This window comes from Dyella sp. SG562 (assembly GCF_011759495.1).
GTDB classification, from domain to species: Bacteria; Pseudomonadota; Gammaproteobacteria; order Xanthomonadales; family Rhodanobacteraceae; genus Dyella_D; species Dyella_D marensis.
In genome coordinates this window covers 501,908-515,383 of record NZ_JAAOYS010000001.1, presented here as the reverse complement: position 1 = coordinate 515,383, position 13,476 = coordinate 501,908, and the positions used below count along the sequence as shown (strand labels likewise).

The following is a 13,476-nucleotide window of genomic DNA, read 5'->3' as shown; positions in this document are numbered from 1 at the left end:
ACGAAAAAGGCGGCCATCGGCCGCCTTTTTCTTTTACCTCATCGGGCGCTGGAGCTCAGTCCTCGCCCGGCATCCGCTTGCGGTGCGGTTCGGCATCCACGGTGATGTACTGCGGCTCCTCGCTGTCCAGGCGCAGCGCGGTGAGCTTGCCGCCCCACACGCAGCCGGTGTCGATGGCATAAACACCCAAGCCCGCGAAGCGGCCCAGCGCCGACCAGTGCCCGCACACGATGCGGCTCTCGCGCCGCTTCATGCCCGGCACCTCGAACCACGGATACATGCCCGGCTTCTGCGTGCCGGGGATGTCCTTGCTCTCGAAATCGATGCGGCCGTGGATGTCGCAGTAGCGCATCCGCGTGAAGGTGTTGATCGAGGCGCGCATGCGCTCGATGCCCTGCAGGCGGCTGGTCCAGGCCGCCGGGCGGTTGCCGAACAGGTTCTTGAGGATGCGGCCGTGGCGCGGGCTGGACAGCTCGCGCTCCACTTCCTGCGCCGAGCGCAGCGCCTGGCGCAGGGTCCAGATCGGCGCCAGGCCGGCGTGCACCATGGTCCAGCCCAGGGCTTCGTCGTGGTGCATCAGCTTCTGCGAGCGCATCCATTCGAACAGCACCGGCGCGTCGTCCGCGAACAGCACTTCGCGCAGCTCGGGATTGACCTTGGACTGCGCCTCCGGCCGCCGCTGCGCGATGGCCAGCAGGCTCAGGTCGTGGTTGCCCAGGGTGAGCACCACCTGCTCGCGCAGGCTGTGGATGAGGCGCAGGGTTTCCAGCGACTGCCCGCCGCGGTTGACCAGGTCGCCGCAGAACCACAGCCGGTCGGCGGCCGGGTCGAAGCGCAGTTTTTCCAGCAGGCGTTGCAGTTCGGGGAGGCAGCCCTGCACGTCGCCGATCGCATACGTAGCCATCAGTGCAGCGTACGCGGGATGGACAGGGTGAACGGCGCGATCGGTGCCTCGAAATGGGTGCCGTCGTCGGCCAGCATCTGGTAGCTGCCCTGCATGATGCCTACCGCGGTCTCCAGCACCGCGCCGGAGGTGTATTCGTAGTCGTCGCCGGGACGCATCCACGGCTGCTCGCCGACCACGCCTTCGCCGCGCACTTCCTCCACCTTGCCGTTGGCATCGGTGATCACCCAGTGGCGGGCGATCAGGCGCGCGGGCACGTCGCCGGCGTTGTGCAGCGTGACGGTGTAGGCGAACACATAGCGGTTGTCGCCGGGCTTGGATTGGTCGGGGACGAAGCGTGTTTCGACCTGCACGTCGATCGTGTAGGAGGCTTTCTCGGTCATGACGGGATTGTAAGGCTTGCCGACACGCATGGAGCAAGCCTGACCGCGCACGCCTGAACCGGGCATGCCCGCGGCGCGCTTGTCACGTCGCGGTTGGCACCTTGGCCAGCCGGACGAAATCCAGCGGCGCCAGGGTTTCGGCGCGCGCCTTGGGGTCGATGCCGGCCGCTTCGATCGCGGCCGCGTCCATCAACTGTTTCAGGCCGTTGCTCAGGGTCTTGCGCCGCTGCGCGAAGGCGGCCTTGACGATGGCGTAGACGCGCTCGGGATCCGCGTCGTGGCGCTGTTCCGGCGGCAGCGGCACCACGCGCACCACGGCCGAGTCCACCTTCGGCGGTGGGCGGAACGCGCCGGGCGGCACGGTGAACAGCGGCTCCACCCGGCAGGCCAGCTGCAGCATCACGGATAGACGTCCATACACCTTGCTGCCGGGCTCGGCCGCCATGCGGTCGACCACTTCCTTCTGCAGCATGAAGTGCATGTCCTGGATCGCCGCGGCGTGGTCCACGCAATGGAACAGGATGGGGCTGGAGATGTAGTACGGCAGGTTGCCCGCGATGCGCACGCGCTCCACGCCGAGCTCGCGCGCCAGCGCGGTGAAATCCACCTTCAGCACGTCGGAGTGCACGATGCGCAGCTCGCCCACCGCATCCGCGCGTGCCTGCAGGCCGGGGATCAGGTCGGTGTCCAGCTCGATCGCGGTGAGCTTGCCGGCCGCGGCCAGCAGGGGCAGGGTGAGCGCGCCCTCGCCGGGGCCGATCTCCACCACCACGTCCGCAGGCCTGGGCGCGATCGAGCTGACGATGCGCTCGATGTAGCGCTTCTCGTGGAGGAAGTGTTGGCCGAAGCTTTTCTTGGGGCGGGCGTTCATGGCATTCCGGAAAGCGGGCTCAGCCGCGTGCGGCGCGGCGGGCGGACAGGTCGAGCGCCATGCGCGCGGCGGCGATCAGGCTGGACGGATCGGCGCGGCCGCTGCCGGCCAGGTCCAGCGCCGTGCCGTGGTCCACCGAGGTGCGGATAAAGGGCAGGCCGAGCGTGAGATTGACGGTGCGGTCGAAGGCTTCGCTCTTGAGCACCGGCAGCGCCTGGTCGTGGTACATCGCCACCACCGCGTCGTAGCCGGCGCGCTGCGCGGGTACGAAGGCGGTGTCGGCCGGCAGCGGGCCAAGCAGCTGCATGCCTTCGGCGCGCAGCGCTTCCATCACCGGCGCGATCGTGTCGAGCTCCTCGCGGCCCAGGTGCCCGGCCTCGCCGGCATGCGGATTCAGGCCCAGCACCGCAATGCGCGGCGCGGCGAAGCCGAACTTGTCGCGCAGCTCCGCGTGCACGATGCGCAGCGTGCGGGTCAGGCCTGCGGCGGTGATCGCGGCGGACACCGCGGCCAGCGGCAGGTGCGTGGTGGCCAGCGCCACGCGCAGTTCCGGGCTGGCCAGCATCATCACCACGTCGCTGCGGCTGCGCTCGGCGAAGAATTCGGTGTGGCCGCTGAAGCGGATGCCGGCATCGTTGATCGAGGCCTTCTGCAGCGGCGCGGTGACCACGGCCTCGTAGCGGCCGCTCATGCAGCCGTCGGCGGCTTCGGCCAGGGTGGTCAGCACGTGGGTGGCGTTGCGCGGATCCGGCTGGCCGGGGCGTTCCTCGGCGGCCAGCGGGATATGCCGCACGCGCAGCGTGCCGGCGGGGCGCTCGCTGAGTGGCGCGCCATCGTCGTCGATCAGTTCGATCCTGCTGCCGCAGCGCCGTGCGGCGCGCTCGAGCAGGCCGCGATCGGTGACCGCAATGAAATTGGCCGCCAGCGAAGTGGCGGCCAATCGGATCAGCAGCTCGGGGCCGACGCCCGCCGGTTCGCCAGCGGTGACGGCGAGCCGGGGCAGCGCGACCGCGTTCAAGGCATCCCTCAGGAGGACTTGCCCGGCGCCGGGTCGCGCAGTTCCGGCACCAGGATGTTGACGTAGGCGCTGGAGCGCATGTCGCGCAGGAAGTCCTCGTAAGCCTGCTCGGCCTTGCGGTTGCCGATGGCCTGGCGGGCCTGGTCGCGCGCGATCTGGTCGGTCAGGTCGCTCTGGCGCATGCCCAGGCGCTGCATGATGTGCCAGCCGGCTTCGCTCTGGAACGGCTTGGAGACCTCGTTGTCCTTCAGGTCGCCGATCTGCTGGGCGATGGTGGTGCCCCAGGCCTGCTGCGGGAACCAGCCCATGTCGCCGCCGTTGTTGGCGGTGGTGTTGTCCTTGGACTCGTCCTTGGCCAGCTTGGCGAAGTCTTCCTTCTTGTTGACGATGCGGTTGTACAGGTTCTCGGCCTTCTGGCGGGCCTGCTCCGGCGTCACGATTTCGCTGGGCTTGATCAGGATCTGGCGGGCGTGGAATTCCGGCACCACCTGGCGGGTCGGCGCGCGCTGTTCCATCAGCTTGATGATGTGGAAGCCGGTGGGGCCGCGCAGGGCCGGGCTGACGTCGCCCACCTTCATGCCGGCGACGGCGTCGGCGAAGGCCGGCGGCACTTCGTCCATGCGGCGCCAGCCGAGGTCGCCGCCTTCGAGGGCGTCCTGGGCGTCGGAGTAGCGGATCGCCGCGGCCTTGAAATCCATGCCGCCGTGCACCGCGTTGATGGCTTCCTCGGCCTTCTTCTGCGCCGCGGCGATCGCCGCGGCGTCGCCGCCGGAGGGCACGCCGATCTGGATGTGCGCGAGGTGGATCTCGCCGGCCTTGTAGGTGGGGCTGGCCAGCAGGTTGTTGATCTCGCTGTCGGTGACATTGACCGAATCGCGCACCACGCTCTCGTGCAGGCGCTGGGCGATCAGCTGCTCGCGCAGCTGCTGGCGGAACGCGGCGAAGCTGGAACCTTCCTGTTCCACCGCGGCGCGCAGCTGGTCGGCGGACATCTTGTTCTGCTGGGCCACGGCGCCCACGGCCTGGTCGACGTCGGCGTCGGACACGCGGATGCCCTGGTCGTCGGCCTTCTGCACCTGCAGCTTCATCAGCACGAGGCGGTCGAGCACCTGGCGCTGCAGCACGTCCATCGGCGGCAGCTGGCCCGGCTGGCTGGCGTACTGCTGCTGCACCGAGCGGACGGCGTCATTGAGTTCGCTCTGCAGGATCACGCCGTCGTCCACCACGGCCACGATGCGGTCCAGCGGCTGGTTGGCCTGGGCGCCGGGCAGCAGCTGGGCGTGGGCGGGAACGACGACGGCTGCGGCAACCGCGAGCAGGAACAACGCGAAAGGCTGTTTCATTACGTTTGGGACCTTCAATCGCCTCAGGCGGCGACCGGGAAGTTATTGATAGCCAAGGATACCACGGCGCAGCACCCCTTCCGTCTGGCCGTTGAAGGCGCCCAGACCCTTGAACTGCAGCTCGAACATGATGGCGTTGTTGGCGCGGGCGTTGGCGGTGGCGAAGTTGTAGGTGTTGACGTAGTGGCGGCCCACCACGCGCACCGCGACGCAGCAACTGTCGTATTCCACGCCGGCCAGCGCTTCCACCGTCCGCTTCTCCATCACCGAGTATGTCCAGCGGCCGACCAGGCGCCAGCGTTCGGAAACGGGGTAGACCGCGGAGGCGTCGTATTGTTCCAGCAGGCCGCGGCGGTAGCGGTAGGAGAAGTTGAGGATGCCGTCCGTACCGATCCGGCGCTGCACGCTGAACGCGGCCAGGTCGGTGCTGCGGCCGATGAAGTACGCCTTGCCGGTGATGTCGACGCCGCCCTGCTGGCGCTTGTGCGGGTCCCACTGGTACTGCGTGCTCAGGCGCCAGTCGTCGTCCAGCTGCATGTTCAGCTGGGCCACGTAGTTGGAGCCGGACCAGTCGGTCGGCGCGCCGGTGGTGTTGTTGCTGTTCGGCAGCTGCACGCGCTGCTGGTTGAAGTAGCGGATCTGGCCGAAGCTGGCCGACAGGCGTTCCACGCCGTTGTCGTCCAGCAGGCGCGTGGTCAGCGCCGCGGTCAGGTTGTTCGCATTCATCTGCCGGTCCGCGCCGGAATACTGGTTCGGCGAGAACAGCTGCCAGTAGTCGAACGACATCAGGTTGGTGTCGAACAGCGGCAGGTTGTTCTGGTTGCGGTATGGCACGTACAGGTAGTACAGCCGCGGCTCCAGGGTCTGCGTATAGCCCTTGCCGAACAGCGTGGTGAGGCGGTCGAACACCAGGCCGGTATCCAGGCTGGTGATCGGCACCGAGCGGCTGGGCGAGCGGTTGGTGAACGGCGAAGTCTGGCCCGTGCTCAGCGGCGTGTAGTAGCCGTAGCGGTCGTAGCCGCCGCTCAGCTCGTAGGTGGTGTAGCGGTAGGCCACCTTCGGCCGGATGAACCACGCCGCGCCGCGGAAATCCGCCGCCAGGTAGGGGTACAGGTCCAGGCGGTTGCCTTCGACCACGTCGTCCTTGCGGAACGCCACCGCTTCGGTGCTGGCGCCGAATTCCAGCCACTTCTGCAGCGGCAGGTTGACGTTGAAGGTCGCCCGCGGCCAGCGCTTGTACTGCACGGCGCTGTCCGGCAGGGTCGGGTCGACGTTCTGGTAGCTGTCCGCGCCGAACGTCGCGGTCCACCAGTTGCCGCCGCCCACGACATAGGCGCTGGAGGTCAGCGTGCCGATCGCCGAGGTGTACAGGTCGTTGCCGAAGTCGCGCAGGTAGTTGCGGTCCGAGGCGCGGTTGATGCTAGTGGTGAAGGTCCACGGGCCGATCAGGTGCGACTGGTCGTTGAACTTCACCAGGTAGCGGTCGTCGCCCTTGGTCTGCTCCACGCTGTCCGGGTCGTTGGCGCCGCGGTCGTTGTGCAGGTATTCGATATTCAGCTGGCCGGTGGTGCCCGGGATCAGGTTCAGATAGCGGAACTCGCCGGCCAGCATCAGGCCGCGCGAGGTGTAGATGCGCGGCTCCAGCGTGGCGTCGTAGTTCGGCGCCAGGTTGAGGTAGTACGGCGCGCCCAGCATGAAGCCGGAGCGGTTGGAGTTGCTGAAGGTCGGATACAGGAAGCCGCTCTTGCGCCGGTCGTCGATCGGGAACGTGAAGTAGGGCAGGTACAGGAACGGCACGTTGGCGAAGCGCATGGTGGCGCCGTGCGCCGTGCCCACGCCGGTTTCCTTGTCGATGCGCAGGTCCTTCGAGCGCACTTCCCACAGGTGGTGGCCCACGTCGCAGGTGGAATAGCTGACGCGGGTGTAGTGGGTGCGCTGCGCGTCCAGCATCTGGCCCTGCTGGGCCGTGCCGTTGCCGCGCGAGGCGAGCATCTGGTAGCGCACCGTGTCGGCGATGCCGGTGCTGGAGTCGGTGTTGCCGCGGATGTGCTCGGCGTTCAACAGCTGGCCGGCTTCCTGGTAGCGCACATTGCCGCGTGCGTCGTAGTCGGTGCTGTCGCTGTTGTAGTCGGCGGTGTCCGACTGCAGCTTCTGGTCCGCGCGCTCGATCAGCACGCGGCCCTGCAGGTGGTAGACGGTCTGGTCGGAGCTGTCGACCTGCTCGGCGTACACCTCGGTGTTGGCGGTGTCGCGCAGCGTGGTGTCCTTGGGCAGTGCCGGGTCGTAGAACTCCAGCAGCGCGTTCGGGCGGCACATGGTGTAGTTCAGCGGGCGCGGCTTGCAGTGGAACGAACCGAGCGGGCAGGACGGCGTGTCGGGGGCCTGGTTCTCGGCGCCCTGGGTCCCGTCGGAGGTCGACTGGGCTTCGGCCTGGCCGCCCATCAGGGCGAGGGCCGCGGCAACCGCCAGCAGGCGGCGCGGGGGCAGGTGGCGCGAGGTCGGCTTGGGCGTCACGATGGCGGTCTGCTGGTTTCGGAAAGGTCGTTAAGCTAGCAGAAAGACCCCATATACGGCAGGCAACACCCCCATCCCCAGCCTGAGGATTCAGCATGAGCGAGACCAAGCTGACCAAGACCGATGCCGAGTGGCGCGCCGAGCTCACCCCCGAGCAGTACGCCGTCTGCCGCTGTTCCGCCACCGAGCGCCCGTTCAGCGGCAAGTGGTACCAGCACCACGACGCGGGAACCTACGTCTGCGCCGCCTGCCACAGCCGCCTGTTCGGCTCCGACGCCAAGTACGACTCCGGCTCCGGCTGGCCCAGCTACTACCAGCCGATCGAACCGGGCACGGTCACCGAGCATGCCGACGACAGCCACGGCATGAGCCGTATCGAGGTGCGCTGCGCTCACTGCGATTCGCACCTGGGCCACGTCTTTCCGGACGGCCCGCAGCCGACCGGCCTGCGCTACTGCATCAATTCGGCGGCGCTGGATTTCAAGCCGGCCGGTTCGTAAGAACTCAGTCCATCAGCTCGGCGACGTGCGCGCCGACGCTGGCGGCCAGGGCCTGGAGGTCGTAGCCGCCCTCCAGGGTCGAGACCAGGCGGTCGGCGGCGTGCGCGCGGGCCAGGTCGAGCAGGCGTCCGGTGATCCAGGTGTAGTCCTCGGTGCCCAGCTGCAGCTGGGCCAGCGGGTCGGCGCGGTGGGCGTCGAAGCCGGCCGAGACCAGCACCAGCTGCGGCTTGAAGGCGAACAGCTTCGGCAGCAGCGCGCCTTCCCACAGTCCGCGGAATTCCTCGGAACCCTCGCCCGCGGCCAGCGGCGCATTGACGATATTGCCGACGCCGCGCTCGTCCGCGCGCCCGGTCTGCGGATACAGCGGCGACTGGTGGCTGGAGACGTACATCACGCGGCTGTCGCGCTCGAAGATGTCCTGTGTGCCGTTGCCGTGGTGCACGTCGAAATCGACGATGGCCACGCGCTTGAGGCCATGCTCGGCGATGGCATGCGCGGCGGCCACGGCCACGTTGTTGAACAGGCAGAAGCCCATCGCGCGATCCGGCGTGGCGTGATGGCCCGGCGGGCGCACCGCGCAGAACGCGCGTCCGCCGCCGGCCATGGCCATGTCCACCGCCGCCACCACGGCGCCGGCCGCGCGCAGGGCGGCCTCGGCGGAACCGGGCGACATCAGGGTGTCCTCGTCCAGCCGCACGGTGCCGTCGGCCGGCGCGATGGCGAGGATGCGCTCCACGTGTTCCGCCGCGTGCACGCGCAGCAGCTGCTCGCGCGTGGCGCGCGGCGCCTCGATGCGGTCCAGTCCGGCGTAGCGGTCGTGGTCCAGCGCGCGCAGCACGGCGCGCAGGCGCGAGGGCGATTCGGGATGGCCTTCGCCGGGATCGTGCTGCAGGCAGGCCGGATGGGTGTAGAGCCGCAGCATGCGGCGGCTCAGCCCGCGGCGGGCTTGCGGCGGCGCTCGTGCTGCCACAGCACTTCGCCGTGGCCGCCGGCGCGCGCCAGCACGCGGCAGATCACGAACAAAAGATCGGACAGCCGGTTCAGATAGCGCTGCGCCTGCGGACGCACCGCTTCCACGCGGGCCAGCGCGATCACTTCGCGCTCGGCGCGGCGGCACACGGTGCGTGCCAGGTGGCAGCACGAAGCGGCCATGCCGCCGCCCGGCAGGATGAAATCCTTCAGCGGCGGCAGCGGTTCGTTGAAGCCGTCGAGCACCTGTTCCAGGCGGTCGATGTCGCTGTCGTCGATCATCGCCATGCCGGGAATGCACAGCTCGCCGCCCAGATCGAACAGGTCGTGCTGCACCTGGGTGAGCGCCTCGCGCACGGCGTCGTCCACGCCGTCGCTGGCCAGCACCATGCCGATGGTGCTGTTGAGCTCGTCCACCGTGCCGTAGGCGCCGACGCGCAGCGAATCCTTGGCCACGCGCGAACCGTCGCCGAGGCCGGTGCTGCCGTCGTCGCCGGTGCGCGTGTAGATCTTGGAAAGACGATTGCCCACGCCGGAACTCAGCGCGTCAGCTTGGAATGGTCGGCATGGCCGAGCGTGCGCGAGAGCTGGGTGGCCAGCGCATGCACCACCAGGCCCAGGCCCGCCCACAGCGCGGTGGTTTCCAGGAAGAACAGGTACCAGTCGGCCATGTTGGCGAACCAGGCCGCCACGCTGCGCGGCTGCGGCACGGTGGCGCTCAGCCAGTAGTAGCTGCCGTTGGAGACCACATAGCAGGCCGCCCAGCTCACCAGCAGGGCGCCCACCGCCAGGCCCAGGCCGCGCAGGTTCAGGCCCGGCTTGCGCGCGGCCAGCCAGCTGCCGCCCATCCACAGCGCGAAATACGAGGGCACCAGGAACCAGTAGGCCGCCGAGACGCAGTAGTGCTCCCAGAAATTGATGCCCTGGCCAGTGATCACGAAGTAGTCGGCCAGCACCGCCAGCGCCATCAGCAGCGGGAAGGCCCAGCGCGCCGAGCCGCGCAGCCAGAAGCCGGCCAGGAAGAACACGCCCCAGGAGGCGTCCCACACGTCGTGGTGCAGGATCGAGATATGTACGCGGGTGGCGGCCATGACCAGGGCGAGGGCCGCGAAGATGCCGAGGCGCTGGGATTGCGTCGTAGCCATGAGCTGCTCCAGAAGAAAGTGTCGCGAGAAAATGCAGACGCGAAGTCTATCGCAAGTGGGTGCGGGCTTGATTGGGCGAGGCTGGCGGTTAGCCCCTCTCCCGCTGGGAGAGGGGTTGGGGTGAGGGTACGGGCGGAGCGCAAGAGTGATATGCACCGCTCCGCCCGAACCCTCATCCGGCTGCCGCCACCTTCCTCGCTCCTCAAAGCCGGGCACATCCCTGTGCCCTCCCCGCGTGCTCCCGGAGGGAGAAGGGCTAGCTCTTGAGGACTGAGCCAAGAGAGGCCGGCCGAGCGCGTATCATCCCGGGACCCTTCCCCCGGTGCCCCGCCAGCGATGACTTCGTCCCCGCCTTCTTCCACCCGCTCCCCCGTGCTCATCGTCGGCGGCGGCCTGGTCGGTGCCAGCCTGGCCATCGCGCTGGATGCGGCCGGGGTCGATGCCGTCATGGTCGAGGCCGCCGCGCCGCGCGCGGATGCGCAGCCCAGCTACGACGAGCGCAACCTCGCGCTGTCCCGCGCCACGGTCAACGGCCTGCAGGCGATCGGCGTGTGGCGGCATGCCGCTGCGCTGGCTACGCCGATCCGGCATATCCACGTCAGCCGCGCCGGCGATTTCGGCAGCGTGCGCCTGGACGCGCAACGCGAAGGCGTCGACGCCCTGGGCTGGACCTTGCCCGCCCGCGAACTCGGCAACGCCCTGCTGCGCCGCCTGGACGAATGCCAGCGCCTGCGCCGCCTCGCTCCGGCCCGGCTGGAAGCGCTGGAGCCGCTGGCCGAAGGCTGGCGCGCGCGGGTGAGCACGGCGGCAGGCACGCAGGAGATCGACGCGGCCCTGCTGGTCGGCGCCGACGGCACCGCCTCGTCGGTGCGCGACCGCCTCGGCATCGACGCCGAAACGTACGACTACGGCCAGACCTTGTTCGTCTGCACCGTCACTCCCGAACGCCCGCACGCCAACCGCGCCTACGAGCGCTTCGCCGACCACGGCCCCGTGGCCCTGCTGCCGCTGGCCGAGCGCCGCTGCGGCCTGGTGCTGACCGTGCCGACCGAACAGGCCGCCGAGGTGACGGCGCTGGACGACGAAGGTTTTCTCGCCTTCGCGCAGCAGCGCTTCGGCTGGCGGCTGGGCCGCCTCGCGCGGCCGGGCAAGCGGCATCCGTATGCGATCAAGCGCGTGGCGGCGGGGCGGCTTACCGGCCCGCGTGCCGTGCTGGTGGGCAATGCGGCGCAGACGGTGCATCCGATCGGCGCGCAGGGTTTCAATCTCGGCCTGCGCGACGCGCTGACCCTGGCGGAACTGGTCGCCGCGGCCGCCGACCCCGGCGCGCCCGCGCTGCTGCAGCACTACGCCGCGCGCCGCGCGCCGGACCGCGAAGGCACCATGGGCATGAGCCACGGCCTGGTGCAGCTGGCCTGCCTGGAACAACCGCTGCTCGGCCCGCTGCGCTCGCTGGCCCTGCTGGCCTGCGACCGCGTGCCGCCGCTGCGCAGCCTGCTGGCGCGCAAGGGCATGGGCTTCCGCGCCGAGCCGCCGCAGGCGGTGCTGGAGCGCCTGCCATGACTCAGACGACTGCACGTGGTGACGCGCGTCGCCGCGGCCCGGCGCTGGATGTGGCGGTGGTCGGCGGCGGCATGGTCGGCGCGGCTGCGGCGCTTGCGCTGGCGCGTGCCGGTTTCGCCACCGCCTTGATCGAGGCGCGCGAACCGGCGCCGTGGTCGGCCGAGCAGGAAGTCGATCTGCGCGTGGTGGGCCTGGCGCCTTCGTCCATCGCCTTGCTCGACGAACTCGGCGTGTGGGCGTCCATCCGCGACTCGCGTTCCAGCCCCTACGCGCATATGCATGTGTGGGACGCCGAAAGCGGCGCCGCCATCCATTTCGACGCGGCCAACGAAGGCCGCGACCTGCTCGGCCATATCGTCGAGAACAGCCTGGTGCAGTGGCGCCTGTGGCTGGCGCTGGATGCCGCCGGCGTGCAGCGGCTGTGCCCGGCGGAAGTGAAGGGCTTCGAAGCGCAGGAGGACCGTATCCAGCTCGATCTGGCCGACGGCCGATCCATCGCCGCCCGCCTGCTGGTCGCCGCCGACGGCGCCGGCTCGCCGCTGCGCAAGCTCGCCGGCATCGGCACGCGCGGCCGCGATTACGCGCAGCGCGCGGTGGTGGCCCACGTGCGCACCGAGCGGCCGCATGAAGGCACCGCGTGGCAGCGCTTTCTTCCCGACGGCCCGCTGGCGCTGCTGCCGCTGGCCGACGGGCGCAGCTCCATCGTGTGGTCGCTGCCGGAAGACGAAGCCAAGCGCGTGCTCGCGCTGGACGACGCAGCCTTCCTCGCCGAACTCGGCACCGCCAGCGATTTCCGCCTGGGCCGCATCGTCGGCGCCACGAAGCGCGCGGCCTTCCCGCTCAAGCTGCAGCTGGCCGAAACCTACCAGGCCGAACGCTTCGTGCTGCTCGGCGACGCCGCGCATGCGGTGCATCCGCTGGCGGGGCAGGGTGTGAATCTGGGCCTGCGCGACGTGCTGGAACTGCGCGACACCTTGCTCGCCGCGCGCGAATCCCACCGCGATATCGCCGCCGCCCACGTACTGCGCCGCTACGCGCGCCGCCGGCGCAGCGCCGACACGCTGGACGCGCTGGGCTTCGACGCACTGGCACGCATCTACAGCTGGCGCGCTTCGCCGCTGGTCGCCGCGCGCGGCCTGGGCGTGCGCCTGGTCGACCAGCTGTCGCCGCTGAAGCGCCGCCTCGCGGAGCATGCCGCCGGGCGCTGAGCCGCCGTCACCGCAAGCTTTCTTCGCACACCGTCAAGGAGTGGATCATGCGTATCGCACGACTCGGTTGTCTGCTGTTGCTGTCCGGTCTGGCCTTCGCCGCGCAGGCGAAGATGGTGCACAAGCCGGTGGAGTGGACGCTGGACGGCACCCGCTTCCACAGCGTGCTGGTCTACGACGACGCGGTATCCGCCAAGCGCCCCGCGCTGGTGATGGTGCCGAACTGGTACGGCGTGAACGACCTGGCGCTGACCAAGGCCGAAGGCATCGCCGGCAAGGACTACGTCATCCTGGTCACCGACATGTACGGCGCCACCGTCCGCCCGAAGAGCGACCAGGAAGCGCAGGCCGCGGTAAAGCCGCTGTACGGCGACCGCGCGCTGATGCGCAAGCGCGTGTCCTACGCGCTGGACCAGCTGAAGGCGCAGGCCAAGGACGCGCCGATCGACGTGTCGAAACTGGCCGCGATCGGCTTCTGCTTCGGCGGCTCCGCCGTGCTGGATCTGGCCCGCGCCGGCGCCGACGTGGCCGCGGTGGTTTCCTTCCACGGCGGACTGGCCACCGACAACCCGGAACTGGCTAGGCAGATCAAGGCCCGCGTGCTGGTGTTCAACGGCGCCGACGACAAGGGCACCATGCCCGACGCCGACAAGTTCATGGACGAGATGCGCGGCAGCAAGGCCGACTGGCAGTTCGTGGTGCTGGGCAATGCGGTGCATTGCTTCACCGAGACGGATCAGCACCGCGTAGGCTGCGCGTATGACGAGCGGGCGGCGAAGCGGAGCTATCGGATGATGGGGGACTGGTTGCGCGGGGCTTTTAGCAACACGCCGTAACCTGCATACGAAGCACTCTTCTCCCCTCCGGGGAGAAGATGCCGGCAGGCAGATGAGGGGCGGGTGCTCGCGGTAAAAGATCGACGAAGTACCGCTCGCTTTGCAGCGTCCGCTTCACCGCTCCGTAGGCCCCCCTCACCCCAACCCTCTCCCCGCAGGGGAGAGGGGGCAAGAGCGTCAGTTGCCAGACGCATGAAGGCCGCGATGTTGGGGTTCGCCTTT

General features: G+C 69.4%; 13 protein-coding genes. 4 read left to right on the top strand and 9 right to left on the bottom strand.

The features are described from left to right. Positions 1–55: 55 nt before the first annotated feature. From FHW84_RS02180 to lptD, 6 genes are all read right to left on the bottom strand, one after another. On the bottom strand, positions 56–904 hold the full coding sequence (locus FHW84_RS02180; protein ID WP_167252473.1) for a symmetrical bis(5'-nucleosyl)-tetraphosphatase: 849 nt from the start codon (positions 902–904) through the stop codon (positions 56–58). Next, positions 904–1,287, bottom strand: a complete 384-nt coding sequence (apaG, locus tag FHW84_RS02175) for a Co2+/Mg2+ efflux protein ApaG (RefSeq protein WP_167252472.1) — start codon at positions 1,285–1,287, stop codon at positions 904–906. Before apaG ends, FHW84_RS02180 begins: the two co-directional genes overlap by 1 nt. Before the next feature lie 82 nt (positions 1,288–1,369). Next, a complete protein-coding gene (gene rsmA, locus FHW84_RS02170) occupies positions 1,370–2,158 on the bottom strand; it encodes a 16S rRNA (adenine(1518)-N(6)/adenine(1519)-N(6))-dimethyltransferase RsmA (RefSeq protein ID WP_167252471.1) in 789 nt (262 codons plus the stop codon). A gap of 19 nt (positions 2,159–2,177) precedes the next feature. Further along, positions 2,178–3,176, bottom strand: coding sequence for a 4-hydroxythreonine-4-phosphate dehydrogenase PdxA (pdxA, locus tag FHW84_RS02165; protein WP_167252470.1), 999 nt, complete (start codon positions 3,174–3,176; stop codon positions 2,178–2,180). Between the two features lie 8 nt (positions 3,177–3,184). Next, a complete protein-coding gene (locus tag FHW84_RS02160; RefSeq protein WP_167252469.1) occupies positions 3,185–4,519 on the bottom strand; it encodes a peptidylprolyl isomerase in 1,335 nt (444 codons plus the stop codon). Positions 4,520–4,561: 42 nt separating this feature from the next. Next, on the bottom strand, positions 4,562–7,033 hold the full coding sequence (gene lptD / locus FHW84_RS02155; RefSeq protein WP_343203552.1) for an LPS assembly protein LptD: 2,472 nt from the start codon (positions 7,031–7,033) through the stop codon (positions 4,562–4,564). A 95-nt stretch (positions 7,034–7,128) separates the two neighbouring features. Here lptD and msrB point away from each other — a divergent pair, with 95 nt between their 5' ends. Then, a complete protein-coding gene (msrB, locus tag FHW84_RS02150) occupies positions 7,129–7,533 on the top strand; it encodes a peptide-methionine (R)-S-oxide reductase MsrB (protein ID WP_167252468.1) in 405 nt (134 codons plus the stop codon). Positions 7,534–7,537: 4 nt separating this feature from the next. On the opposite strand, the gene FHW84_RS02145 is transcribed toward msrB, so the two are convergent. The 3 genes from FHW84_RS02145 to FHW84_RS02135 are packed head-to-tail and all read right to left on the bottom strand — an operon-like array spanning position 7,538 to position 9,647. After that, positions 7,538–8,452 (bottom strand): histone deacetylase family protein, encoded by a 915-nt coding sequence (locus FHW84_RS02145; protein ID WP_208399600.1) that lies wholly within the window; start codon positions 8,450–8,452, stop codon positions 7,538–7,540. Between the two features lie 11 nt (positions 8,453–8,463). Continuing rightward, positions 8,464–9,033 carry a cob(I)yrinic acid a,c-diamide adenosyltransferase gene (locus FHW84_RS02140; protein ID WP_167252466.1) on the bottom strand — a complete coding sequence of 190 codons (570 nt, stop codon included), beginning with the start codon at positions 9,031–9,033 and terminating at the stop codon, positions 8,464–8,466. 8 nt (positions 9,034–9,041) lie between these two features. Beyond that, on the bottom strand, positions 9,042–9,647 hold the full coding sequence (locus tag FHW84_RS02135) for a hypothetical protein (RefSeq protein WP_167252465.1): 606 nt from the start codon (positions 9,645–9,647) through the stop codon (positions 9,042–9,044). 336 nt (positions 9,648–9,983) lie between these two features. On the opposite strand from FHW84_RS02135, the gene ubiH reads away from it, so the two are divergent. Genes ubiH through FHW84_RS02120 form a run of 3 tightly spaced genes read left to right on the top strand, consistent with a single transcriptional unit; the run spans position 9,984 to position 13,254 of the window. After that, entirely contained in the window at positions 9,984–11,210 is a 1,227-nt protein-coding gene (ubiH, locus tag FHW84_RS02130; RefSeq protein WP_167252464.1) for a 2-octaprenyl-6-methoxyphenyl hydroxylase, read from the top strand. Beyond that, positions 11,207–12,418, top strand: coding sequence for a UbiH/UbiF/VisC/COQ6 family ubiquinone biosynthesis hydroxylase (locus tag FHW84_RS02125; RefSeq protein ID WP_167252463.1), 1,212 nt, complete (start codon positions 11,207–11,209; stop codon positions 12,416–12,418). Before ubiH ends, FHW84_RS02125 begins: the two co-directional genes overlap by 4 nt. A 47-nt stretch (positions 12,419–12,465) precedes the next feature. Continuing rightward, entirely contained in the window at positions 12,466–13,254 is a 789-nt protein-coding gene (locus tag FHW84_RS02120; RefSeq protein ID WP_167252462.1) for a dienelactone hydrolase family protein, read from the top strand. The last annotated feature ends 222 nt before the right edge of the window (positions 13,255–13,476 follow it).

What these genes read in the sequence shown, in the direction of transcription:
- FHW84_RS02180 (WP_167252473.1), bottom strand. Translation starts at nt 904, where the DNA reads ATGGCTACGTATGCGATCGGCGACGTGCAGGGCTGCCTCCCCGAACTG.
- apaG (WP_167252472.1), bottom strand. Translation starts at nt 1,287, where the DNA reads ATGACCGAGAAAGCCTCCTACACGATCGACGTGCAGGTCGAAACACGC.
- rsmA (WP_167252471.1), bottom strand. Translation starts at nt 2,158, where the DNA reads ATGAACGCCCGCCCCAAGAAAAGCTTCGGCCAACACTTCCTCCACGAG.
- FHW84_RS02160 (WP_167252469.1), bottom strand. Translation starts at nt 4,519, where the DNA reads ATGAAACAGCCTTTCGCGTTGTTCCTGCTCGCGGTTGCCGCAGCCGTC.
- msrB (WP_167252468.1), top strand. Translation starts at nt 7,129, where the DNA reads ATGAGCGAGACCAAGCTGACCAAGACCGATGCCGAGTGGCGCGCCGAG.
- FHW84_RS02135 (WP_167252465.1), bottom strand. Translation starts at nt 9,647, where the DNA reads ATGGCTACGACGCAATCCCAGCGCCTCGGCATCTTCGCGGCCCTCGCC.
- ubiH (WP_167252464.1), top strand. Translation starts at nt 9,984, where the DNA reads ATGACTTCGTCCCCGCCTTCTTCCACCCGCTCCCCCGTGCTCATCGTC.
- FHW84_RS02125 (WP_167252463.1), top strand. Translation starts at nt 11,207, where the DNA reads ATGACTCAGACGACTGCACGTGGTGACGCGCGTCGCCGCGGCCCGGCG.
- FHW84_RS02120 (WP_167252462.1), top strand. Translation starts at nt 12,466, where the DNA reads ATGCGTATCGCACGACTCGGTTGTCTGCTGTTGCTGTCCGGTCTGGCC.